Annotated in this window: 24 protein-coding genes; 12 read left to right on the top strand and 12 right to left on the bottom strand. The window is 52.5% G+C overall.

Going from position 1 to position 23,552, the window contains the following annotated elements; genetic code table 11:
- Positions 1–170: 170 nt before the first annotated feature.
- From rspA to AC1MKH_RS12320, 4 genes are all read left to right on the top strand, one after another.
- On the top strand, positions 171–1,385 hold the full coding sequence (gene rspA, locus AC1MKH_RS12305; protein WP_276224070.1) for a starvation-sensing protein RspA: 1,215 nt from the start codon (positions 171–173) through the stop codon (positions 1,383–1,385).
- 14 nt (positions 1,386–1,399) lie between these two features.
- Complete coding sequence (locus AC1MKH_RS12310) at positions 1,400–2,416, top strand: Zn-dependent oxidoreductase (protein WP_276224071.1); 1,017 nt, start codon at positions 1,400–1,402, stop codon at positions 2,414–2,416.
- 58 nt (positions 2,417–2,474) lie between these two features.
- Positions 2,475–3,851 carry an MFS transporter gene (locus AC1MKH_RS12315; RefSeq protein ID WP_276224074.1) on the top strand — a complete coding sequence of 459 codons (1,377 nt, stop codon included), beginning with the start codon at positions 2,475–2,477 and terminating at the stop codon, positions 3,849–3,851.
- Between the two features lie 172 nt (positions 3,852–4,023).
- A complete protein-coding gene (locus tag AC1MKH_RS12320; protein WP_276224075.1) occupies positions 4,024–5,484 on the top strand; it encodes a mannitol dehydrogenase family protein in 1,461 nt (486 codons plus the stop codon).
- A gap of 186 nt (positions 5,485–5,670) precedes the next feature.
- Here the strand turns inward: AC1MKH_RS12320 and ydfZ are convergent, their stop codons facing one another.
- Positions 5,671–5,874, bottom strand: coding sequence for a putative selenium delivery protein YdfZ (gene ydfZ, locus AC1MKH_RS12325; RefSeq protein WP_276224078.1), 204 nt, complete (start codon positions 5,872–5,874; stop codon positions 5,671–5,673).
- A 296-nt stretch (positions 5,875–6,170) separates the two neighbouring features.
- Between ydfZ and AC1MKH_RS12330 the strand changes: the two genes are divergently transcribed.
- The gene (locus tag AC1MKH_RS12330; RefSeq protein WP_327622016.1) at positions 6,171–6,605 is read left to right on the top strand and encodes a universal stress protein; all 435 of its coding nucleotides are present in this window, start codon (positions 6,171–6,173) and stop codon (positions 6,603–6,605) included.
- A 39-nt stretch (positions 6,606–6,644) separates the two neighbouring features.
- Here the strand turns inward: AC1MKH_RS12330 and AC1MKH_RS12335 are convergent, their stop codons facing one another.
- Positions 6,645–7,331 carry a GntR family transcriptional regulator gene (locus AC1MKH_RS12335; RefSeq protein ID WP_276224080.1) on the bottom strand — a complete coding sequence of 229 codons (687 nt, stop codon included), beginning with the start codon at positions 7,329–7,331 and terminating at the stop codon, positions 6,645–6,647.
- 93 nt (positions 7,332–7,424) lie between these two features.
- A complete protein-coding gene (gene ydfG, locus AC1MKH_RS12340; RefSeq protein WP_276224082.1) occupies positions 7,425–8,174 on the bottom strand; it encodes a bifunctional NADP-dependent 3-hydroxy acid dehydrogenase/3-hydroxypropionate dehydrogenase YdfG in 750 nt (249 codons plus the stop codon).
- Between the two features lie 124 nt (positions 8,175–8,298).
- On the opposite strand from ydfG, the gene dcp reads away from it, so the two are divergent.
- Entirely contained in the window at positions 8,299–10,344 is a 2,046-nt protein-coding gene (gene dcp / locus AC1MKH_RS12345) for a peptidyl-dipeptidase Dcp (protein WP_276224085.1), read from the top strand.
- Positions 10,345–10,432: 88 nt separating this feature from the next.
- On the opposite strand, the gene AC1MKH_RS12350 is transcribed toward dcp, so the two are convergent.
- Positions 10,433–11,572, bottom strand: a complete 1,140-nt coding sequence (locus AC1MKH_RS12350; RefSeq protein ID WP_442961959.1) for an IS481 family transposase — start codon at positions 11,570–11,572, stop codon at positions 10,433–10,435.
- A gap of 120 nt (positions 11,573–11,692) precedes the next feature.
- Positions 11,693–12,241, bottom strand: coding sequence for an NADH:ubiquinone reductase (Na(+)-transporting) subunit E (nqrE, locus tag AC1MKH_RS12355; RefSeq protein ID WP_488452166.1), 549 nt, complete (start codon positions 12,239–12,241; stop codon positions 11,693–11,695).
- A gap of 448 nt (positions 12,242–12,689) precedes the next feature.
- Between nqrE and AC1MKH_RS12360 the strand changes: the two genes are divergently transcribed.
- Positions 12,690–12,860 (top strand): hypothetical protein, encoded by a 171-nt coding sequence (locus AC1MKH_RS12360; RefSeq protein WP_015964441.1) that lies wholly within the window; start codon positions 12,690–12,692, stop codon positions 12,858–12,860.
- A gap of 153 nt (positions 12,861–13,013) precedes the next feature.
- On the opposite strand, the gene ftrA is transcribed toward AC1MKH_RS12360, so the two are convergent.
- Entirely contained in the window at positions 13,014–14,006 is a 993-nt protein-coding gene (ftrA, locus tag AC1MKH_RS12365; protein ID WP_442961952.1) for a transcriptional regulator FtrA, read from the bottom strand.
- 103 nt (positions 14,007–14,109) lie between these two features.
- Between ftrA and AC1MKH_RS12370 the strand changes: the two genes are divergently transcribed.
- Positions 14,110–14,529, top strand: coding sequence for a rhodanese-like domain-containing protein (locus AC1MKH_RS12370; protein ID WP_276224090.1), 420 nt, complete (start codon positions 14,110–14,112; stop codon positions 14,527–14,529).
- 9 nt (positions 14,530–14,538) lie between these two features.
- Here AC1MKH_RS12370 and ydeE read toward each other — a convergent pair whose 3' ends face one another.
- Positions 14,539–15,729, bottom strand: a complete 1,191-nt coding sequence (gene ydeE, locus AC1MKH_RS12375; protein WP_327622011.1) for an efflux MFS transporter YdeE — start codon at positions 15,727–15,729, stop codon at positions 14,539–14,541.
- A 197-nt stretch (positions 15,730–15,926) separates the two neighbouring features.
- Between ydeE and eamA the strand changes: the two genes are divergently transcribed.
- On the top strand, positions 15,927–16,826 hold the full coding sequence (gene eamA / locus AC1MKH_RS12380; protein WP_276224095.1) for an O-acetylserine/cysteine exporter: 900 nt from the start codon (positions 15,927–15,929) through the stop codon (positions 16,824–16,826).
- Positions 16,827–16,859: 33 nt separating this feature from the next.
- Here eamA and marB read toward each other — a convergent pair whose 3' ends face one another.
- From marB to marR, 3 genes are read right to left on the bottom strand one after another with little or no spacing between them, the layout of a single operon-like run.
- Positions 16,860–17,078 (bottom strand): multiple antibiotic resistance protein MarB, encoded by a 219-nt coding sequence (marB, locus tag AC1MKH_RS12385; protein ID WP_015964436.1) that lies wholly within the window; start codon positions 17,076–17,078, stop codon positions 16,860–16,862.
- Between the two features lie 30 nt (positions 17,079–17,108).
- Entirely contained in the window at positions 17,109–17,492 is a 384-nt protein-coding gene (gene marA, locus AC1MKH_RS12390; protein WP_108474241.1) for an MDR efflux pump AcrAB transcriptional activator MarA, read from the bottom strand.
- Between the two features lie 18 nt (positions 17,493–17,510).
- The gene (gene marR, locus AC1MKH_RS12395) at positions 17,511–17,945 is read right to left on the bottom strand and encodes a multiple antibiotic resistance transcriptional regulator MarR (protein ID WP_149463491.1); all 435 of its coding nucleotides are present in this window, start codon (positions 17,943–17,945) and stop codon (positions 17,511–17,513) included.
- A 240-nt stretch (positions 17,946–18,185) separates the two neighbouring features.
- Here marR and AC1MKH_RS12400 point away from each other — a divergent pair, with 240 nt between their 5' ends.
- Complete coding sequence (locus AC1MKH_RS12400; protein WP_276224099.1) at positions 18,186–18,857, top strand: MarC family NAAT transporter; 672 nt, start codon at positions 18,186–18,188, stop codon at positions 18,855–18,857.
- 36 nt (positions 18,858–18,893) lie between these two features.
- On the opposite strand, the gene AC1MKH_RS12405 is transcribed toward AC1MKH_RS12400, so the two are convergent.
- The gene (locus tag AC1MKH_RS12405) at positions 18,894–20,093 is read right to left on the bottom strand and encodes a sugar transporter (protein ID WP_276224101.1); all 1,200 of its coding nucleotides are present in this window, start codon (positions 20,091–20,093) and stop codon (positions 18,894–18,896) included.
- A gap of 200 nt (positions 20,094–20,293) precedes the next feature.
- Between AC1MKH_RS12405 and AC1MKH_RS12410 the strand changes: the two genes are divergently transcribed.
- The gene (locus tag AC1MKH_RS12410; RefSeq protein WP_276224103.1) at positions 20,294–21,094 is read left to right on the top strand and encodes a PhzF family phenazine biosynthesis protein; all 801 of its coding nucleotides are present in this window, start codon (positions 20,294–20,296) and stop codon (positions 21,092–21,094) included.
- On the opposite strand, the gene ptrR is transcribed toward AC1MKH_RS12410, so the two are convergent.
- Entirely contained in the window at positions 21,084–21,956 is an 873-nt protein-coding gene (gene ptrR / locus AC1MKH_RS12415; protein WP_276224105.1) for a putrescine utilization regulator PtrR, read from the bottom strand. The genes AC1MKH_RS12410 and ptrR overlap by 11 nt on opposite strands.
- 104 nt (positions 21,957–22,060) lie before the next feature.
- Here ptrR and sad point away from each other — a divergent pair, with 104 nt between their 5' ends.
- Positions 22,061–23,446, top strand: a complete 1,386-nt coding sequence (sad, locus tag AC1MKH_RS12420; protein ID WP_276224107.1) for a succinate-semialdehyde dehydrogenase — start codon at positions 22,061–22,063, stop codon at positions 23,444–23,446.
- The last annotated feature ends 106 nt before the right edge of the window (positions 23,447–23,552 follow it).

The raw sequence follows: 23,552 nt of genomic DNA on the forward strand, positions 1-23,552 counted from the left end.
AAGGCGAACGCCGCATCCGGCATGAAGTTCTACGCTTAGCCAACAATCCCAACCGAACCAGGCACCTATTTTTGTGATCGTGATAGTCATTTTTTGATCGTTATACTTGTATGGTAGTAGTTCAGTTGTGTAACTTAGCGCCATTAACCGATGAGATGTAAGGATTGAAGATGAAGATCACAGGAGCTGAAGTTTTTGTTACCTGCCCAGGACGAAATTTTGTCACGTTGAAAATCACCACGTCTGAGGGCCTTGTAGGCTACGGCGATGCCACGCTGAACGGGCGTGAGCTTTCCGTTGCCTCATATCTGAAAGATCACCTGTGCCCACAGTTGATTGGCCGTGATGCGCACCGCATCGAAGACATCTGGCAGTTTTTCTATAAAGGCGCGTACTGGCGTCGTGGCCCGGTTACGATGTCGGCGATTTCCGCTGTGGATATGGCGTTGTGGGATATCAAAGCAAAAGCCGCAAATATGCCGCTGTATCAGTTGCTGGGTGGTGCATCGCGTGAAGGCGTAATGGTTTATTGCCACACCACGGGTCACACCATCGATGACGTGCTGGACGATTATGCACGCCACAAAGAGATGGGTTTCAAAGCGATTCGCGTGCAGTGCGGCGTGCCGGGCATGAAAACGACTTACGGCATGTCGAAAGGAAAAGGGCTGGCTTACGAACCTGCAACCAAAGGGCAATGGCCAGAAGAGCAGTTGTGGTCAACAGAGAAGTACCTCGACTTCACACCGAAGCTGTTTGATGCCGTACGCAGCAAGTTCGGTTTTGACGAACACCTGCTACATGACATGCACCATCGCCTTACGCCGATTGAAGCCGCGCGCTTCGGTAAAAGCGTGGAGGACTACCGCCTGTTCTGGATGGAAGATCCCACTCCGGCAGAGAATCAGGAATGTTTCCGCCTGATTCGTCAGCATACGGTAACGCCAATTGCAGTTGGTGAAGTCTTTAACAGCATTTGGGACTGTAAGCAGCTGATTGAAGAGCAGTTAATCGATTATATCCGCACCACAATCACCCATGCCGGGGGGATTACGGGTATGCGTCGTATTGCTGATTTTGCGTCACTCTATCAGGTACGCACGGGTTCGCACGGCCCATCCGACCTGTCACCGGTATGCATGGCCGCGGCACTGCATTTTGACCTGTGGGTGCCAAACTTTGGCGTTCAGGAATATATGGGCTATTCCGAGCAAATGCTGGAAGTCTTCCCGCATAACTGGACCTTCGATAACGGCTATATGCATCCGGGCGAGAAGCCAGGGCTGGGTATTGAGTTTGATGAAAAGCTGGCGGCGAAATACCCGTATGATCCTGCGTACTTGCCTGTAGCGCGACTGGAAGATGGCACTCTGTGGAACTGGTAAGGAAGGAATAAAAAATGAAAAGTATTGTTGTTCAACAACCCAATGAACTTGTCATTGAAGAACGTCCACTGCCTGTTCCTGGTGTGGGGGAAGTGCGTGTAAAAATCAGTCTGGCAGGTATTTGCGGCTCAGATAGCCATATTTATCGTGGGCATAATCCTTTCGCGAAATATCCACGCGTCATTGGCCATGAGTTTTTTGGTGTTATTGATGCCGTAGGTGAAGGGGTAACCGATAAATATCACGGGCAACGTGTATGCGTCGATCCGGTTATCAGTTGTGGTCATTGTTATCCCTGCTCAGTAGGTAAGCCTAATGTCTGTACATCATTGGTTGTTCTCGGCGTGCATCGTGATGGTGGATTCAGTGAATATGCTGTTGTCCCAGCGAAAAATGCCTGGGTTGTGGCCCCGACGATTGCCGATCACCATGCGGTTATGGTCGAGCCCTTTACTATTGCGGCGAATGTCACCGGCCAGGTGGAACCACGTAAAGAGGATATCGCGCTGATTTATGGTGCCGGGCCTATGGGGCTGACAACGCTACAGGCATTAAAAAATGTTTACCAGGTCAAGCAAGTGATTGTGGTTGACCGAATTGATGAACGATTAGCGATGGCTGAAAAGAATGGTGCAGACTGGGTAATCAATAACAGTACGCTGTCATTGCCGTCGTTACTTGAAGAGAGGGGAATCAAGCCGACGCTGATCGTTGATGCCGCCTGCCATCCTTCAATTTTACAGGAGGCCATTACGCTGGCTTCACCCGCGGCACGGATCGTGCTCATGGGGTTCTCGAGCGAGCCATCCACCGTTGTTCAGCAGGGGATTACCGGGAAAGAGATCTCTATTTATACCTCAAGACTTAATGCCAATAAATTTCCTGTTGTACTGGAGTGGCTGGAAAAGGGACTTATTGATCCTGATAAATTAATTACTCATCGGTTTAATTATAAACAAGTAATTGAAGCCATTGAGTTATTCGAGAAAGATCAAAAATCGTGCTGCAAGGTTCTATTAACCTTCAACTAATAACAATAATTAATATGCGATTAAGTTGTACGCATCCTAACGTTTAGAGATGAACGCTATGACTCAAATAAAACATGAAAGAACAACCTCTGATCTCGTAAGAGCTGCTCTATCCGGATGGCTCGGGACCGCTCTGGAGTTTATGGATTTCCAGTTATATTCACTGGGCGCAGCACTCGTGTTTCACGAGATATTTTTCCCGGAGCAATCGGCGGCAATGGCGTTGATTCTGGCGATGGGTACCTATGGCGCCGGATATATCGCGCGCATAGTAGGTGCTTTTATCTTTGGAAAAATGGGCGACAGGGTGGGTAGAAAGAAAGTCCTGTTTATAACTATCACGATGATGGGCATTTGTACGACGCTGATTGGCGTGCTGCCGACTTATGCGCAAATCGGTATTTTTGCACCGGTATTATTGGTCACACTGCGTATTATTCAGGGGCTGGGAGCGGGAGCGGAGATTTCTGGTGCAGGAACGATGCTGGCCGAGTATGCGCCTAAAGGCAAACGCGGAATTATCTCTTCGCTGGTGGCGATGGGGACAAACTGTGGCACCTTAAGCGCGACGGCAATTTGGGCATTTATGTTCTTTGTCCTGGATCGTGAAGAACTGGTGGCATGGGGCTGGCGTATTCCGTTCCTCGCAAGCGTCGTCGTTATGATCTTTGCTATCTGGCTGAGACTCAATCTTAAAGAAAGCCCGGTATTCGAAAAGGTTAATGATGCAGATCTCACCCCTACCAAAGCCGTATCAGATGAGAATACTGTGGGGGCAATGTTCCGCAGTAAATCATTTTGGCTGGCGACGGGACTGCGTTTCGGTCAGGCGGGAAATTCTGGGCTGATTCAGACCTTTCTTGCAGGATATCTCGTACAAACGCTGTTATTTGATAAAGCCATTCCCACCGATGCACTGATGATAAGTTCGGTTCTGGGATTTTTGACAATACCACTTTTGGGCTGGCTGTCCGATAAATATGGCCGGCGGATCCCGTATATACTGCTGAGTTTATCCGCGATGATTCTGGCTTATCCTATGCTGGCTATCATTGTCGATAAAAGCTATAGCGTGAGTATGATTATGGCCTCCATCATCATTATTCATAATTTTGCCGTGCTGGGATTATTTGCTCTTGAAAACATCACGATGGCAGAGATGTTCGGTTCGAAGAACCGGTTTACACGAATGGCGATTTCAAAAGAGTTAGGGGGACTGGTTGCTGTTGGATTCGGTCCGCTTCTGGCGGGGATCTTCTGCAACATGACAGGATCATGGATGCCGATTGTGATTATGATTATTTGCTATTCGCTCATCGGCTTTATTTCTGCGCTACTCATGCCAGAAGTTCGCGACCGTGATTTAAGCATTCTGCATGATGCTGCTGATGTCACTCTGGCGGAGAAGCAACGAGCAGCCGGGCAGATGATCTGACAATAAAAGCACACTGCTTACGCGGTGTGCTTTTCTCAAAGCCCTAATCCTGTCACACAACTTAAAAATCATGTCATACCAATCGCCAATAAGTTAACTCAAATCAAAAACACGCCAAATGAACTCGTTAATCTAGTATGGCAATCAACGTTCTCTACAGTGAGTCAAAAAGATGCAAAATAAGCTATTAACCGCTAAGGCAACTCTCCCGACCTTTGATCGCAGCAAACTCGTGCCGCGCATTGTCCATCTTGGCTTTGGTGCTTTTCACCGCGCCCATCAGGCTATCTATGCAGATATCCTTGCCACGGAGCACGGCAGTGATTGGGGTTACACCGAAGTTAACCTGATTGGCGGCGAGCAGCAGATTGCTGATCTGAAGAACCAGGACAATTTATACACCGTGGCAGAGATGTCTGCCGACGCATGGACTGCGCGCGTAGTTGGCGTGGTCAAAGAAGCCCTGCACGCGCAGGTCGACGGTCTGGAAACCGTGCTCGCGAAAATGTGCGAACCGCAGGTGGCGATTGTCTCTCTGACGATCACCGAAAAAGGCTATTGCCACTCTCCGGCGACCGGGCAATTGATGCTCGATCATCCATTTATCGCCGGAGATATCGAAAACCCGCATCAGCCTAAATCTGCGCCGGGCGTCATTGTTGAAGCACTGGCGCGTCGTAAAGCCGCGGGGCTGCCAGCATTTAGCGTGATGTCTTGCGACAACATGCCGGAAAACGGCCACGTGATGCGCAATGTCGTTACTGCCTATGCCCGCGCGGTGGATGCAGACCTGGCGGCGTGGATTGAACAGAACGTGACGTTCCCGTCTACCATGGTTGACCGTATTGTTCCGGCGGTCACTGCCGATACGCTGGATAAAATTGAACAACTGACTGGCGTGCGCGATCCGGCAGGCGTAGCTTGCGAACCGTTCCGTCAGTGGGTGATTGAAGATAACTTCGTTGCGGGCCGCCCGGAGTGGGAAAAAGCAGGAGCGGAACTGGTCTCAGACGTTATTCCGTTCGAAGAGATGAAACTGCGCATGCTTAACGGCAGCCACTCCTTCCTGGCGTATCTGGGTTACCTGGCGGGTTATCAGCATATCAATGACTGCATGGGTGATGAGAACTATCGCCGCGCGGCACACGACCTGATGCTGAAAGAGCAGGCCCCGACGCTGAAAGTTCAGGGTGTGGATCTCTCTCGCTATGCCGACCTGCTGATTGAGCGTTATACCAACCCGGCGCTGCGTCACCGCACCTGGCAAATCGCGATGGACGGCAGCCAGAAATTGCCACAGCGTATGCTGGATTCCGTCCGTTGGCACCTGGTGCATAACAGCAGCTTTGCGCTGCTGGCGCTGGGTGTTGCTGGCTGGATGCGCTATGTTGGCGGCGTGGACGAGCAGGGCAACGCTATTGAAGTGTGCGATCCGCTGCTATCGGTGATTCAGGCGACCGTTGCGCAAAGCGAAGAGGGTGAAGCTCGCGTCAAAGCGTTGCTGGGTATCGAGGCTATTTTCGGTAAAGAACTGCCGCATGAAGCGAAATTTGTTGAGCAGGTAACGAAGGCATATCTGTCACTGCTGGCGAAAGGTGCGAAGGCGACGGTTGCGGAATTTGCCAACGCCTGATGCGGTAATTTGCCCGGTGGCGTGATGCTTACCGGGCCTACGGATAGGCACTTTCTTCGTAGGCCGGATAAGCGCAGCGCCATCCGGCAAAATGCAGGCACAATATTTCAATTGGGGAATATAACGCAGGCAGGAACATCATTTCCGGGCGGCCTCAGAACAAGGCCACCCGAATTACACCACTAATTAGTGCATGCCGAGACGAATAAGCTCAATCGGCTCGAACTGTCCGTCACAACCATCAATCTCAACTGTTTTGCTGCGGCGCACCTGGGCAGGTGTCATACCGTCTGCTTTAATCGCCTTGATGGTGCCGGTTTTCCCGGTACCATTAATCATTACACGGCTGCCAGTAGTAATTGCATTGCGGTTACGATCGTAAGTCATCATGGTGTTCTCCTTTCTTTCATATCGAAGCCGGTTACAAAATGGGATGTGGCAACGACGGGTTCTATAAATACGCCTATCCATAAAAAATTAAATTGTTTTTGATCAATTACACGTTTTTTTTAGGGAAAGGGTGGGCCTATACATATCTACAGGTTAGTTAAGAGTAGCTGAAGTAATGGACGAACCTTTGCAAAGGTAAATAGTTTAACGCAGAAATCATTGTGGATTCGTTTAGTTTAAATATGGCATTGTTACCTTGCTGCAATAAAGTTCCTCTGGAATAAGGAGATTGGGCTATGTACAAAAAAATATTGATGCCTGTAGATGTATTTGAAATGGATTTGAGTGACAAAGCATTGCGCCACGCGGCCTGGTTGGTGGGTGAAGAGGGGGAGATCACGTTGGTTAATGTACTGCCCAACAGCAGTCGTTCGTTATTACGCGGATTTGCCTCTGATATCAAAAAATTTAATGCGTTTATGTCGAACGAGTCGGAAATAAAAATGAAGCGTCTGATGAAGATGCTGGATATTCCCGCTTCGAGGCTGCGTACCGAAGTCCGGTTTGGCAATATTCGTGATGAGATTATCGCGATGAGCAAAACGGAAGGTTACGACGCCATCGTTATCGGCTCTCGCAGCCCCGGCGGTACAACCCACTTGCTGGGTTCCAATGCCGAGTCGATTCTGCGTCATGCCGCGATACCGACCATGGTCGTCAGAGAGTCCTGAACAACATAAAAGCCTTCACCCCTGTGTGAAGGCTTTCTGTTACTCCTCGCTAAACCAGTCGAGTTTTTCCTGCCGAATTAACTGCACAGATTCACTAATTTCCTGCAAATGCTGCGTCATCGCTTTTTCCACTAAATCCGGATCGCGTTTTTCCAGTGCATCAAATATATCGTGGTGCTGCGCCAGCAGCATATCCGGGGAAGAAACGTGGTCGAGGCTCATATAGCGAACGCGGTCGATCGCCGCTTTAATATTCTCGATGGTATCCCATGCCAGCTGACAGTCGGCAATCATCGACAGCAACTGGTGAAATTCATCATCAAGCTGGAAGAAATCATTGTGCTGGAGCCGGTCGATGGCAATTCGCTGCTGGTGAAGATTTTGTTCCAGCTGATAGAGCTGTTTATCGGTGATCATGGTCGCCGCCCGACGCGCCACCGCACACTCAATTGCCTGACGTACAAAACAGCCGTTACGCACCTGCGACAGTGAAATTTTATTCACATAGCTACCGCGCTGAGGGCGAATTTGAATCAGGCCATTTTCCGCCAGCTTAATAAACGCTTCGCGAACAGGCTGGCGTGAAACGTCAAAGCGCATCGACACCTCTTTTTCAGAAAGCGGCGTTCCCGGGGGAATCAAACAATGCACGATATCGCGGCGTAAAATGCGATAAATTTGCTGGTTGACGGGCTGTGTTGGGTTCAGTTGTGTTTCGGCGGCCATTGACTCATTCTTATTCGCTGATTTTGGCCTCTATTTTACGCTTTTTTTGCTGCTGAGCCCATACCCGACGGGCGTCGGGTAGGGCTAAAAACATCAATTTTGACGGTGAACGCTCAGGCCTGCGTAAGTCTGGCTAACCGGCATCATTTCAACAGTGTTGATGTTGACATGTTTTGGTAGCGTCGCCACCCACCAAACCGCTTCGGTCACATCTTCTGGCGTCAGTGCATTCGTGTTTTCATAGGTTTTACCTGCTTTCGCATCGTCACCTTTGAAACGCACATTGGAGAACTCGGTACCGCCGACCAGGCCCGGTTCGATATCGGTTACGCGAACGGCAGTGCCGTGCAGATCGGTGCGTAAATTCAGGCTGAACTGACGCACGAACGCCTTGGTTGCGCCATAGACGTTACCGCCTGCATATGGCCAGCTTCCGGCGGTGGAACCAATGTTGATAATATGGCCGCGATTGCGCTCAACCATTCCCGGCAACACGGCGCGGGTCATGTACACCAGGCCTTTGTTGTTGGTGTCGATCATGTTTTCCCAGTCTTCTACGCTGGCTTTGTGCGCCGGCTCCATGCCCAGTGCCAGCCCGGCGTTGTTCACCAGAACATCAATCGCCTGCCACTCAGCGGGCAACTGGCTGAGCGCTTCTTCGATTGCGGCACGGTTGCGCACGTCCAGTTGCACAGTTAACACGCTATCGCCAAGTTCCTCTTTTAACACCTGCAGGCGCTCCTGGCGGCGTCCTGTGGCAATCACTTTGTGCCCATTGGCGACAAAACGACGCGTAATGCTTTCACCAAAACCTGCCGTTGCCCCGGTAACCAGTATGATCATCTCTCTGTTCCTCAACGCTTTTTGTGTGTTATTACGATAGCACGCTCTTTTCCATCGCGGGAAGTGATTGCGGTCTTTCCGGGGGTTGCCTACTCTAAGGGAAAGTCATCTCAAGGAGTCGAACATGTTGGCCACCAACCCATTCTTTGCCGCCAGTACGCTGCCGTATCAAGCCCCCCCGTTTAATTTGATCAGTGACAGCGACTATCGTCCGGCATTTAACGAGGCCGTGAAACGTAAACGCGAAGAGATTGGCCACATCGCACAAAACCCGGAACCAGCAAACTTTGAGAATACGTTCATTGCGCTGGAGAAAAGCGGCGAATTGCTGACCCGCGTGACCAGCGTTTTCTTTGCGATGGCTGCGGCACATACAAACGATGAAATTCAGCGTCTGGATGAGCAATTTTCGGCAGAGCTGGCTGAGCTTTCAAACGATATCTATCTTAATGATGCGCTGTTCAGCCGCGTAGAAGCGGTCTGGCAGTCACGTGATGAATTGTCTCTGGATGCGGAATCACGTCGTCTTGTTGAGGTCATCTATCAGCGCTTTATTCTGGCGGGCGCCACGCTGGGCGCGGATGAAAAAGCGCAGTTAAAAGCGCTGAATACGCAGTCCGCCACGCTCAGTAGCCAGTTTCATCAGCGCCTGCTGGCGGCCACAAAAGCGGGGGGACTGGTCATCGAGGAACCTATTCAGCTTGATGGCCTGAATGCGGAGGAGTTAGCTGCTGCATCGGTCGCGGCACAGGATCGCGGGCTGCATAACAGCTGGTTGCTTCCCCTGTTGAATACGACCCAACAACCGTTTCTGGCGTCTTTGCGCGACAGGCAAACGCGCGAAAAGCTGTTTAAAGCCGCATGGTCACGTACGGAAAAGGGCGATGATAATGACACACGCGAGCTGGTATTAAAGTTGGTAGACATTCGCGCAAAACAGGCCGCATTGTTAGGTTTTGCGGATTACGCCAGCTGGAGTATGGCCGATCAGATGGCGAAAACGCCGGATGCGGCGCTGCATTTTATGCGCGAAATCGCTCCCGCAGCCAGGGCGCGCGCCGAGCGAGAACTGGCCGATATTCAGCAGGTTATTGATTCTCAGCCTGCGCCGTTTGCGGCGCAAGCCTGGGACTGGCTCTATTACGCTGAACAGGTTCGCCGCGAAAAATACGCGATTGATGAAGCGCAGATCAAACCCTATTTTGCACTCGATCGTGTGCTGATTGAGGGTGTGTTTTGGGCGGCCAGCCAGCTGTTTGGTATTCGCTTTGTCGAACGCTTCGATATTCCGGTTTATCATCCGGATGTACGCGTTTGGGAGATTTTCGCCGAAAATGGTGAAGGTATTGCGCTGTTTTACGGCGATTTCTTCGCGCGAGACAGTAAAAGCGGCGGGGCGTGGATGGATAACTTCGTTCAGCAATCAACGCTGCTCAATACGCGTCCGGTGATTTACAACGTTTGTAACTATCCAAAACCGGCCGCCGGCAACAGTGCGCTGATCGCCTGGGATGACGTCATTACCCTGTTCCACGAATTTGGTCATGCGCTTCACGGTCTGTTTGCCAGCCAGCGCTACGCCACACTTTCCGGTACCAGTACGCCGCGTGATTTTGTCGAGTTCCCGTCACAAATCAACGAACACTGGGCCAGCCATCCACAGGTGTTTGCCCACTATGCCCGCCATCATCAAACCGGTGAGCCGATGCCGGAAGCCCTGTGCGACAGCATGTTCCGTGCCGCGAAGTTCAATAAAGGCTATGACATGACGGAACTGCTGAGCGCGGCGTTGCTGGATATGAACTGGCATACGGTGACCGCGCAGTCTATACCGGAGAACGTGGCGCAGTTTGAAGCGCAGGCCTTACAGCAAGAAAATCTGCATCTCGCTGCGGTACCACCACGTTACCGTAGCAGCTATTTTGCCCATATCTTTGGCGGAGGTTACGCCGCTGGCTATTACGCCTATTTATGGACACAAATGCTGGCCGATGACGGCTATCTTTGGTTTGAAGAGCAGGGCGGTTTAAGCCGCGAGAACGGTGAACGCTTCCGTCAGGCGATATTGTCGCGCGGTAATAGTAGCGATTTAGAAGCGCTGTACCGCGACTGGCGCGGGCACGATCCGCTGATTGAGCCGATGCTGAAGAATCGTGGGTTGAGTGAGTAGTACGGCCCCTCACCCCGACCCTCTCCCTGGGGGAGTGTACGGTCCGGGGACATGGTAGACAGGTGTTCGGGGACATGGTGAACACTTTTTAACATCCTTTACCCATGGTGATCGACTTTTTCTTCAGGTCGATCACCCCCACTTTTGTACTGTACCACCACACTTCATAGCAGCCATCCTCCTGCGTCTCCTTCAGCCCGACCCGCTCTCCCCTGAACGCGTTGCCTGCCTTCAGACTGATACCTTTTATGCTCAGCTTCCCGCTGATATCGACCTTCCTCACCATCACCCCTTCATCATATTCCGGTGGCGTAATGCTGTCGCTGTACTGCCGCACAGACGGCTGATACCGCGAGGCCGGAACGGCCATACCCAGTGCTTCATGGGGCCGTTCAAGGTTATACACCGTACGCCAGTGGTCGAAAGCACGCTGCAGCTCACCGCTGTCTGTGAACCATTTACCCTGCAGCACTTCCGCCTTCAGGCTGCGGTGAAAACGTTCCAGCTTGCCCTGTGTCTGCGGATGATATGGCCGGGAATGCCCCACCCGGATGCCCTGGCGCATCAGCCACAACTCAAGTGCCGTCCAGGTACCGGTGTCGCCCCACGGCGAGCCGTTGTCCATCGTCATCCGGTCTGGCAGCCCGTAGCGTTCAAACACGCTGACCAGCTGCTGCTGCACGGTCTCACGGCGTTCATCGGTGCAGGGTGCCAGACACAGGGAGAAACGGGAGTGGTCATCCAGCAGGGTGAGCGGATGGCAGCGGCCCCCGCCGAAGGGGAAGTGACCCTTAAAATCCATCTGCCAGAGCCGGTTCGGCGCGTCATGTTCGAAGCGCCCTGTGGCCGGAATGCCCGGAGCCGTGCCCGGTAGCAGACCGTGACGGGCCATCAGGTTATGGACGGTGCTGAAGGCGGGCATACGGTGTCCCTGGTCTTCGAGCCAGCGCTTTATCTTGCGGGCGCCCCAGCGCTCATGACGGGCATGGGCGATGCGCAGCAGGTCAGTGATGTCGTCGGGCGAGCGGTTGGGAGAATAATGAGGCGTTCGGGGACGGTCCAGAAGACCGGATGTGCCTTCCTCAGCCCAGCGGCGAAGCCACTTGTAGCCAGTGGCGGGAGAAATGCCGTAGTGACGGCAGAGGGAACGGATGTTCGCCCCCTCTTGCGAGGCGAACAGAACAAACTCGGAACGTAATGACATGGTATCTCTCGCATCCCAGGGCATAAGCGACTCCATAAACGGGTTCTTATGCCTTAGTTGTAAGTGTCTACCATGTCCCCGAACAAGTGTTCACTATGTCCCCGGACTGTACAGGGAGAGGGTTAGGGTGAGGGGGCAGTTTGCCTAAAGCGATATCCCCGAAAACGACATAAACCCCAGCGACATCAACCCGGCGGTAATAAACACGCTGCCCAGCCCGCGCAGGCCTTTTGGCATATTGGCGTATTTCAGCTTCTCGCGAATGCCCGCCAGAGCCACCAGCGCCAGCATCCAGCCGAGGCCGCATCCGGCGCCGTAAGTGATGGACTCGCCGAATGTGTACTCACGCTGCACCATAAAAATGGTCGCACCAAAGATGGCACAGTGAATGGTCAATAACGGCAGGAATGCGCCCAGGGTGTGATGCAAGGCGGGCAGAAAGCGATCCAGCACCATTTCCAGGATCTGCACCAGTGCCGCCAGTACGCCAATAAAGGTGATGAAATCGAGAAAACTCAGATCCACCCCCTCAATTAGCGCGTTCTCCCTCAGCAGATGGGTATAAATCAGATTGTTGATGGGCGTCGCCACGGTAAGCAGGGCTGTAACCGTAAGACCAAGACGAAAGGCGATATCGATCTTTTTAGAAATCGCCAGAAACGTGCACATCCCCAAAAAGAAATTGAGCGCCATGTTTTCAACAAACACCGCCCTGATAAAAATATTTAAATGAGATTCAAACACGACAACCTCCCTGTAGTGTTATTCACCCGCATTATAATTTATCTGACTGTGTATCAAATGTTTTTTATTTTTGATGTCTGTTTTTGTGATGGTAACACAAAAAAAAAGCCCGCACAGGGGAAGGCGGGCTAAATCTGACAATGAATTATGCATTCTCGTCATCAATCCTGAAGGAAGATAACGCTGGCTATCTTACGCAAGATGCATTTCACGACAACCCGACATATTCGGTAGGTGTCTGCTGTTGATATCTATGTCTTTAGCATTCGTGCATTTCCTCACACCGTCTTTACAAATAAGCGCATTTATTGAAGTAACTCGCCATTCAGGCTGTTACTATTGCTTTGTAACTTGTTGAGTTAACGGATTAAATTTCGACAATCTGCCGGAGGGTAGTATGAAAAAAAGTATGCGTAAAATTCGCCGTGGAATCACCTGGTCAAACACGCCTGAAAATCAAAACTTGCAGGAATCACGGTCCGGCAGAATGTGGGCGGATCGCACAGCCTGCTGTAAAAGCAAAAAAGGCTGGAAAACAAATACGCTGAATGACGTATTTGTCGTTTAGCTTTCATTGAGGAAGCCAGTGCTAGGATGATTTTAGCAACAGTCGTCGTTATCACGGATGTCTACGAATGACTGTACTAACCAAAAACACAGATCTATCCATGCAAGCATTTTACCGTCAGTTATCTGACGGTTTTTTTTGCCTGAAATAATATTATTCACCGCTGGCCGTGAATTTTTTCCGCCAGGCAAGTGGGCTGCTTGCCAGATGCCGCTGGAAATGGCGACGCAGAGTCTTACCATTTACAAACCCTGCTTGCTCAGCCACGCTTTCCATACTGATGCGCGTCGTCACCAGATAATGCTGGGCCCGGCGAAGGCGTTCGTCTAACAGCCAGCGGGCCGGTGTTTTTCCGGTTGATTCCTGAAATCGGCGTAAAAACGTACGTTCACTCATACCCATACGCTGCGCCAGCGAGGTCACCGTATGGTTTTCAGCAATATTCTGGTGCAGATAATCAAACAGCGAGCCCAACCGCAGGCTTTCGCGATCGCGCGCGACCGGGCGCTCAATCTGTTGTTTTTGCGTGCCATCACGATGAGGCTGGACTACCAAACGACGCGCAACAACATTCGCGGCATCGAGGCCAAAATCGAGTCGCACGACGTGCAAACAGAGATCTATCCCCGCGGCGCTGCCAGCTGATGTCATGACGTTATCCTGTTCCAGATAAAGCACATCATCAACCACACTGATAGCGGGATAACGCTGCTGGAGCTTCTCAGTATAACGCCAGTGGGTTGTGGCCTTTTTACCGTCCAGCAAGCCAGCCGCCGCCAGTACAAAAACGCCGGAGCAAATAGAGATAATTCGGCAACCACGGGCATGAGCCTGACGCAACGCCTCACAAAGCGCGTCGGGAACCGGCGTTTCCACGCCACGCCAACCCGGCACCACAATCGTGTCAGCATCCTTTAAGCATTCTAAACCGCCATCCGTCATCAAACGAATGCCGCCGAGGGCGCGCATTTCGCCGTCATCCACGGCGGCGACGGCAAAGCGATACCAGTTGTCGCCCATCTCCGGACGCGGAAGGCCAAAAATTTCGACCGCCACGCCAAATTCAAATGTACAGAGCCCATCGTAAGCCAGTACGACCACCAGGGGAGAATCAAAGATTGTCATATTCTGGCTGTTTTCTGTCAGAAATGCGGGCGGCTTAAGGGGTAATGCCATGTTTATACTCGCGTTAGTGGATACCGCAGACGCGGTGACAACACAGTGTTAACACAGACCAGGAGATGTGACTATGAGTTATGTAAGTGAATTTGCCGTGGCTCCGGCCGAAGACGCGATACGTCATTTTCGCCAGCGCTTAAGTATGGAAACAGACTGTGCCGATGTGCACGCCGCCATGCGTAATCAGGATGTGGATTTTGTGCTTTTGCATGCCGTTGGCAGCCCGGAAATGTTTGCTGAGCGGCATATTCCCGGCGCGCTTCATCTACCTCATCGACAGATGACGGCAGAGCGGATGGCTGCGTGGCCACAGGAGACGTTGTTTGTGGTCTATTGCGCGGGCCCGCACTGTAACGGCGCTGACCAGGCGGCGCTTAAACTGGCGTTACTGGGGCGTCCGGTGAAACTGATGATAGGCGGGATGACAGGTTGGCAGGATGAAGGATATGAGTTTGCCTGCACGCCTCAGCACGCGGAAACCGCGCGCTGAGGATGACGCTTACAGCGCGGTGAGCGCTTTACGCCTGCCGCTGGCGTTCATGCCTTTCAGCACCAACGCCCAGGCGACGACGATCGCGGCGATTAAAATCAGGAACAGCGAGGCGGGCGGCATGTGCGTGAGAATTTGCCCTGTGAGCATGGGGTTCATTGCCGCGCCCATCCAACCCAGCGCCTGTGCTGAGAAGTAGCTGGCTTTCATGCCCGGCGGGGCGATGTTATCAATCAACATGTATTCGCCGGGTGCATAGATAACCTCGCCAATCGTAAACACCGCCGCCGCGAGTCCCCAGTAAATCAGATTGTTGTCGGAATACATAAAGCCGACCAGCCCCAGCACAAAGCAAACGGTGCCCAGCGTCATGAGTGGGCGCAGGTTTCTGGTGCTGAGTCGGCGGCCCACCGCATACTGGAGTGAGACGACAATGGCGGCATTCACCGGCAGGATCACCGCGATCACTTTCTCTGCGAAGGTGCTGTCTGCCACCGCCAGAACATATTGCGACAGGCACGAGGCAAACGACCCGCCTACGAAGGAGGCAAGCAGGCCCGATAGCGTGAACCATAACAAGGCTTTGTCATGCAGTAATACAGACGGGTCCCACGCTACCGGCGTTTGTTCGCTTTCACTGGCGAGTAACCGTTGCACGTAGCGTTGAATCAGCACCAGCGGCAGTGCTGCGCATACGGCAGCCAGCAGGAAGGGCAGGTTGATGCTGTACATCACCAGTAGCGTGCCGAGCGGTGGCCCGACCGTCCAGCCGATATTGAGAATGGTGTAGTTGAGCGAGAAGATCCGCGCTTTTTCCGTTGATGACAGAGCGTCGGAGAACCAGGCTTTCAGGACGGTAGCGAACACCGAATAAGAGCAGTTGATCAGTGCAAAAAACAGCACCACCAGGGTGACGCTATTCACCAGCGGAATAGCAACAAACCCGGCGATAAACGCAACGATCGCCAGCAGCATGTAGCGTTTCTTGTCAAACTTATCCGCGAGGATGCCAAAGCCAAGGCTAAAGATGACGCCGATGGTCAGCGCGATGGTCATGGCATAGCCGATGGTATCGACCGTCATTGCATACTTGCGCGTGAGGTAGATAGTCATAAAAGGAAGTGTTGCGCCACGCCCGATGGTCAACAGGAGCGACGATGCCAGCAGCGCACCGGTGGAGCGCCGTAAAGTTGGATTCATTGTTCTGCCTGACGATTTGTTATGTTTTCGTTGTGATGTGCCTTTTCAGAAATATCATGCCAACGCGCACTTGTATACCAGCGCACAGAGGCCGTCTGCACATTTTACCCTGCCAAAAATAATGATCTGTTCGATCTTGCTATTTTTAGTTATGTTGAATCTGTTTACATAATTTTAATAAATAATTGAGGCAGGGTATGACACGTAAAGATGGGCTACTGGCATTGCTGGTGGTGGTGGCGTGGGGCATCAACTTTGTGGTGATCAAAGTGGGCCTGCACAATATGCCACCACTGTTGTTAGCGGGATTACGCTTCTTACTGGTGGCGTTTCCGGCCATCTTTTTTGTGGCAAGGCCGAAAGTTCCCCTTCACCTGTTGTTGGGTTATGGCCTGACGATAAGCTTTGGTCAGTTTGCCTTTCTGTTTTGCGCGATTAAATTTGGTATGCCTGCCGGGCTGGCCTCACTGGTGCTGCAGGCGCAGGCGTTCTTTACCATCATTCTCGGTGCGTTTGTGTTTGGCGAACGGTTACAGGGCAAGCAGGTAGCCGGGATTTCTCTGGCGGTATTTGGTGTACTGGTGCTGATTGAGGGGAGCCTGAATGGCCAGCATGTTGGCTTGTTAGGTTTTATGCTCACCCTGGCGGCGGCGCTAAGCTGGGCCTGTGGCAATATCTTTAATAAACGCATCATGCAGCATGAATCAAGACCGGCGGTGATGTCGCTGGTGGTGTGGAGTGCGCTGATCCCGATTATTCCGTTTATGCTCAGTTCGCTTATTTTTGACGGCCCGTCGCTAATGGCGCAAAGCCTGTTGGCTATCGATCTCACCACGATTTTGTCGCTGGTCTATCTGGCGTTTGTGGCGACGATAATCGGCTATGGCATCTGGGGAACATTACTCGGGCGTTATGAAACCTGGCGCGTGGCACCGTTGTCGTTGTTGGTTCCGGTTGTGGGGCTGGCAAGCGCGGCGTTATTGCTCGATGAAACCTTATCGGCATTACAGCTTTTGGGGGCGGTGCTGATTATGGCGGGCTTGTTTATAAATGTCTTCGGATTGCGTCTACCCGGTATGCGGGCGGCGAGGGGATAAAGCAACGCCCCGCATGTGCGGGGCGGACACAAATCAGAGGCCACGCTGGTTGTAGTACGGCACACCCAGTTCGTCTGATTTGTCGCTACCGGCATCCATATGATTAAAATCGAACGGCGACTGTTGGTTAGCCGACGGCATAATCATGGTGTCTCGGGCGTTGTGTTGCGTAGGTGTCAGGGTTTGCTCCGCATAACTCTGGCTGGAAACCAACGCCATAATAGCGAAGGCAGCGGAGGCGAACAGTTTCATGGTATTCCTCGATACGTCTTGTGCAGGCGATTAATAAGTACAGTGATTAAGCGGGAAGAGATAACGAGACTCTCCGTGCATATTGGTGACGCGATACTTGTGCGGCGGCACATCGAAATAGTTTTTAAAGGTTCGCGTCAACGTCTGCTGTGATTCAAAACCGTAGCGTTCTGCCAGGTAAAGTATCGGCTCATTGCTCTCTTTTAACTTCTGGGCAATCTCGGTCAGTTTGCGGGTGCGAATGTACTGACCTAAAGAGTGTCCGGTTTCCTTTTTAAACATCCGTTGCAGGTGCCATTTGGAGTAACCCGAGCGCTCTGACACTTTTTCCAGCGACAGGGGCGATTCAAGGTTATCTTCGATCCAGTCCAAAATGCTATGAATGGTGATAGCGTCAGTGTTGCGTCTGGACATCGTCTTACCTCTTTCTGTTTACGGCAAAATCTTTTTTAACAGAAGCTCAAGCGTTGCAACTTCGTTTGCCGTTAAGTTTTTTGTTAATTCCTGGTGCAGGTCCTGCCCAACAAGCTGATGACATTTCTCACAAATTTCAGCGCCTTCTGGCGTTAACTGGATAAGTACGCCTCGTTTGTCATGCGGATTCGGCAAACGGGCAATCCAGCCCCGGCAAAGCAATCGGTCAAGCATTCTGGTAAGCGCGCCCAGATCGACCGAAAGGATTTTCTTCAGCTCTACCGGTGTAATGCTGCCTTTGCAGCGGATAGAGCAGAGGACCCTGAACTGTGAGGAAGTAATGTCTTCAGGCGATAGATGCTCGTTGAGTAAGCGATCTTTTTTCTGATTAACCATGTGAATCAAATGCCCAAGCGGGATGATTTCATTGAAGAGGTCGCTTGTGATGTTCACAATGGTTGCCCTGGCAAGTACTTTAGTTGCGGTGGATATTATTTCTCACGCAATCATAAGTCAACTGAATGGATTGAGGGATGCCACGATTTGCTAAAACGCTGAACAGAGAATATCCAACTACAATTAAGAGGAAATTCTGTACAACGGGGTGACATAGCAAGAGATGCTGCGAAAACGCTATACTGCATCGCGTAGACTGCGAACTTATTCGTAAAACAGAGAAGGCTAGTATCTCATATGATTGAACTTTTTCAGGCAATCGGGCTTGGTCTGGTGGTGCTTTTACCGCTGGCAAACCCGCTCACAACCGTGGCGCTTTTTCTCGGATTAGCGGGAAATATGAACGCGGCAGAACGTAACCATCAGGCACGTATGGCGTCTATTTATGTCTTCGCCATTATGATGGTCGCCTACTATGCTGGCCAACTGGTGATGAATACATTCGGTATTTCTATACCTGGACTGCGTATCGCCGGGGGATTGATCGTCGCGTTTATCGGTTTCCGCATGCTTTTCCCGCAGCAGAAAGCCCACGAATCACCGGAAGCGTCCAGCAAATCAGAAGAGCTGGAAGATGAGCCGACCGCCAATATTGCGTTTGTGCCGCTGGCGATGCCGAGCACAGCAGGGCCGGGTACCATCGCGATGATTATCAGTTCTGCATCGACGATTAAACACGGGGTCAGTTTTCCTGAATGGGTGGTACTGATTTCGCCGCCCATTATTTTTGCGCTGGTGGGGATTATTCTGTGGGGCAGCCTGCGCAGTTCCGGGGCGATTATGCGTTGGGTCGGGAAAGGCGGCATTGAAGCCATTTCGCGCCTGATGGGATTCCTACTGGTGTGTATGGGCGTGCAGTTTATTATTAACGGCGTGGTGGAAATCATTAACACCTGGCCGGGCGCGTAATGCAGGGAGCCGGGATTATCCCCGGCTCCAGAACCATCACGAGCGGTGCGCCTGCTCTTCTAATGACGCGGCAGGCCAGCGGCGGAATATTATTACAGCCCAAATCAACGCCGCAACGGCTGGAACCGCCCCGACGTAACCGATTGAAGCCATTGAAATGTGGCTGCTTATCTGACTTCCAAGTAACGCACCTGCGCCAATCCCAATATTAAAGATCCCGGAAAACAGCGACATCGCCACGTCGGTGGCATCCGGCGCCAGCGACAGCACTTTCACCTGCATTCCCAGGCCGATAATCATAATCGCAATTCCCCAGAACACGCTCAATACCGCCAGGTGGCTGGCCTGGTGAGAGGCGGGCAGCAGCAGCAGCAGGCAAACCAGCAGCAGACCAATGGCGCTGGTGATGAGGCCAGAAGCGTGCAAATTACCCAGTTTCCCGAACAGAATGCTGCCGATGATGCCCGCGCCGCCAAGGATCAGCAGCAACATGGTGGCGAAATTTCCACTCAGTTCGGCAACGTTTTGCACAAAGGGTTCGATATAGCTATACGCGGTGTAATGGGCGGTCACCACGACCACGGTCAGCAGATAAATGCTGACCAGCGCCGGGCGACGGAACAGCACAGGCAGACTTTTCAGAGAACCCGAATGCTCGCTCGGCAGTTTGGGCAGCAGTTTAATCAGCGCCACCATGGTCAGCAGCGCACCCATACCAATGGCAAGGAAGGTGGTTCGCCAGCCAAAATATTGCCCTACGATGCGGCCAATCGGAATGCCAAAAACCATTGCCAGCGCGGTACCGGTGGCAATCAGGCTCAGCGCCTGAGCCCGTTTTCCGGCTGGTGCCATGCGGATGGCCAGAGACGCGGTGATCGACCAGAACACGGCATGGGCAAACGCGATACCGATACGACTGACGACCAGCACGGTAAAGTTCCAGGCAAAGAAAGAGAGAATATGGCTGGCGATAAACAGCACAAACAGGCCAATCAATAACTTACGGCGTTCCATCTGGCTGGTCAGCAGCATAAACGGCAGTGACATCAGCGCGACTACCCATGCATAGATAGTCAGCATGATACCGACCTGCGCCGTCGTCATCCCAAAACTGTCGGCGATATCGGAAAGCAGGCCCACCGGCACAAACTCGGTGGTATTAAAGATGAAGGCCGCGATGGCGAGCGTCACCACCCGAAGCCATGCGATGTGGCGCGAGACTGTGTTCGTTGTCATAGAATTTTCTGGGGTAGTTTGGAAAGGATGAGACGTGCGATCTTAAAGCCATTGTTGGTTGAATGACAATCGTTTTGTGATTCAGATCTCATTTTGTATCTATTCAATCAATGGTATTGCCCATGATTTTTTTCTCATCAGACTGCCGCAGTCTGCAGATTTGTGTCATTTTAACGATTGAACAGCGACAGGAGATCACAATGCGGGAAATTGATATTTATCTGGTGGATGCGTTCAGTGAGCGTCCGTTTGAAGGAAATGCCGCAGCGGTGTGTGTTCTTGAGAGCTGGTTGCCCGATGCATTATTACTGAAAATGGCCCAGCAGCATAATCAGTCAGAAACCGCATTTGTGGTCCAGCAACCGAGTGGTTTTGAGCTGCGCTGGTTTACCACCCGCCAGGAAGTCAACCTGTGTGGGCACGCGACGCTTGCCACGGCGCACGTTATTTTTCAGCAACTGCATTACCCGGAACGCACAATTCGCTTTGAAACCGCATCAGGTCAACTGACGGTCACGCGCGATGGCGAATGGCTGACGCTTGATTTTCCGGTAGGCGAGACGCAACCCGCGACACCGCCTGCCGAGATGCTTGCCGCGCTGGGGATTACGGAGTATCTGAATGCACGTAAAGGCCGCGCCTGGGTTATTGAACTGGAGAGTCGTCAGCAGGTTGAGGCGGTAACGCCCAATATTAGCGCCATGATCCCCGGAGAACACAAAGTGGCGATTACTGCACGCGGCGACGGCGCGTATGATTTTGTCAGCCGATTCTTCTCGCCGGGTGAAGCGGTATGGGAAGATCCGGTAACCGGCTCATCGCATACTATGCTCATTCCCTACTGGGGCGAAAAACTGGGCAAAACGCAAATGCTGGCGCGTCAGGTTTCCGCACGCGGCGGCGATGTACGCTGCGAATGGCAAGGGAATCGGGTACTGATGGGCGGGAAAGCGTCCCTTTATTTGAAAGGAACGCTTTTTTTGCCTGAGGTTAGTCTTTAAGTATTCGAGGTTCATCCAGCAATTCAATAAACGCCTCTAACTGGCGGCTTTTCGCACCACGTCGCCAGACCAGCCAGGTCGTCAGCCAGCGCCATTTCTCTGCCAGCGGCCAGGCCTCGACCTGATGATGTCCGGGCATACTTTCCAGCATACTGCGCGGCATCAACGCCAGACCGGCACCGGCTATCACGCAGGCCAGCATTCCATGATAGGACTCCATCTCATGAATTCTGCCGGGCGTTGCGTGATCCGCCTGAAACCAGCTCTCGAAATGGCGACGATAAGAGCAATTGGCCCGAAAAGCGTAAATACTCGTGCCGTTGACGTCGCTGGCGCGGGTAATTTTAGGGTGCCCATTCGCCGCGACGATCATCATCTCTTCCTGATAAACCGGCATGCCTTCCAGGCCTGGATGCATCACCGGACCGTCAACAAAGGCCGCACTTAACGAGCCTTCTAAAACCCCGTCGATCATGGTTCCGGAAGGGCCGGTCGCCAGATCAAACTGAATTTTCGGGTACCGCTGGTTATAACGCGCCAGCGTTTCCGGAATACGAACGGCGGCGGTGCTTTCCAGCGCGCCAAGGGAAAATAAACCCTGCGGTTCATCTCCGGCGACCACCATACGGGCTTCATCGACCAGCGCGAGGATCTGCTGGCTGTAGCGCAGAAAACTGTGCCCGGCGGGGGAAAGACGCAGACGCTGGCTCTCGCGGATAAACAGTTCAACGCCCAGATCTGCTTCCAGTTGGCGAATACGGGTGGTGAGGTTCGAGGGAACGCGATGCACAACCTGCGCGGCCTGGGTAATACTGCCGGTTTGTGCGACGGCGTTGAACATCTCAAGCTGCGTCAGGTCCATGGTATTCTCAATTTGTGAATGGTGAGCTTAATATTATTCAGTTTTCATAAAGACAACAAGCGTCCAGAATGACAGCATCACATCACCGGATAAGAGAGAAGAGAATGACTTCACCTGCAACTCACGCGATTTCCATCAACCCGGCTAATGGCGAAACACTGTCGGCGTTGCCGTGGGCGACAACCGCACAGGTCGATGAATCTATCGCCCTTGCCGACGCTGGCTATCGCCAGTGGCGTAATACATCCGTCACTGCGCGCGCAGAGGCATTACGTGCTGTTGGCCGCGTTCTGCGTCAACGTGGCGAAGAGATGGCACAAATGATGTCACGCGAAATGGGCAAACCGATTGCTCAGGCTCGCGGAGAAGTCACGAAATCGGCCAGCCTTTGCGACTGGTATGCCGAGCATGGCCCGGCGATGCTGAACACCGAATCCACGCTGGTGGAGGATAACAAAGCCGTTATTGAATATCGTCCCCTGGGGCCGATTCTGGCAATTATGCCGTGGAACTTCCCGCTGTGGCAGGTGCTGCGCGGCGCGGTGCCGATTCTGCTGGCCGGGAATAGCTATCTGTTAAAACACGCGCCTAACGTTATGGGTAGTGCCGAATTGATCGGCAAGATCTTCAACGAAGCGGGACTTCCTGTGGGCGTTTTCGGCTGGGTGAATGCCACCAATGATGGCGTGACGCAGGCGATTAACGACGTACGTATCGCCGCTGTGACAGTAACGGGAAGCGTACGTGCAGGTCGTGCGATTGGCGCTCAGGCTGGTGCCGCACTGAAAAAATGCGTTCTTGAGCTGGGCGGCTCCGATCCCTTTATTGTGCTGAACGATGCGGATCTCGATATCGCGGTGCAGGCGGCCGTTATCGGGCGTTATCAGAATACCGGGCAAGTTTGCGCTGCGGCGAAACGCTTTATCGTCGAAGCCGGGATCGCGGATGCCTTTACGCGCCGATTTATCGCGGCAACCGAGCAACTGAAAATGGGCGATCCGCTGGATGAGCAAAACTATTTAGGCCCAATGGCGCGCTTTGACCTGCGTGATGAACTGCATCAACAGGTTCAGGCAACGCTTGCTGAAGGCGCGATCCTGCTGTTAGGCGGCGAAAAGATGGCCGGAAACGGTAACTTCTACGCGCCGACTGTACTGGGTAACGTCACGTCTGAGATGACGGCATTTCGTCAGGAGATGTTCGGCCCGGTCGCGGCAATTACCGTGGCGCGCGATGCCGACCATGCTCTTGAACTGGCAAACGACAGTGAGTTTGGTCTTTCCGCGACCGTTTTTACTGCCGATAACGCGCAGGCGCAACGCTTTGCCGAACAGCTCGAATGCGGCGGGGTATTTATCAACGGTTACAGCGCCAGTGACGCGCGCGTGGCTTTCGGCGGCGTGAAGAAAAGTGGATTTGGTCGAGAACTGTCGCATTTTGGTTTGCATGAGTTCTGCAACGTACAAACGGTGTGGAAAGACCGTCGATAATCTCGACAAAGGATTATTGATCAACGCGTAAACAGGGAAGGCGCGGCGTAAGATGGTTGTGGGTGCTTGAGGCTATCTGTCTCAGGCATTTGCAGGATGGCAGATA

Source organism: Pseudocitrobacter sp. CD920760 (genome assembly GCF_057782505.1).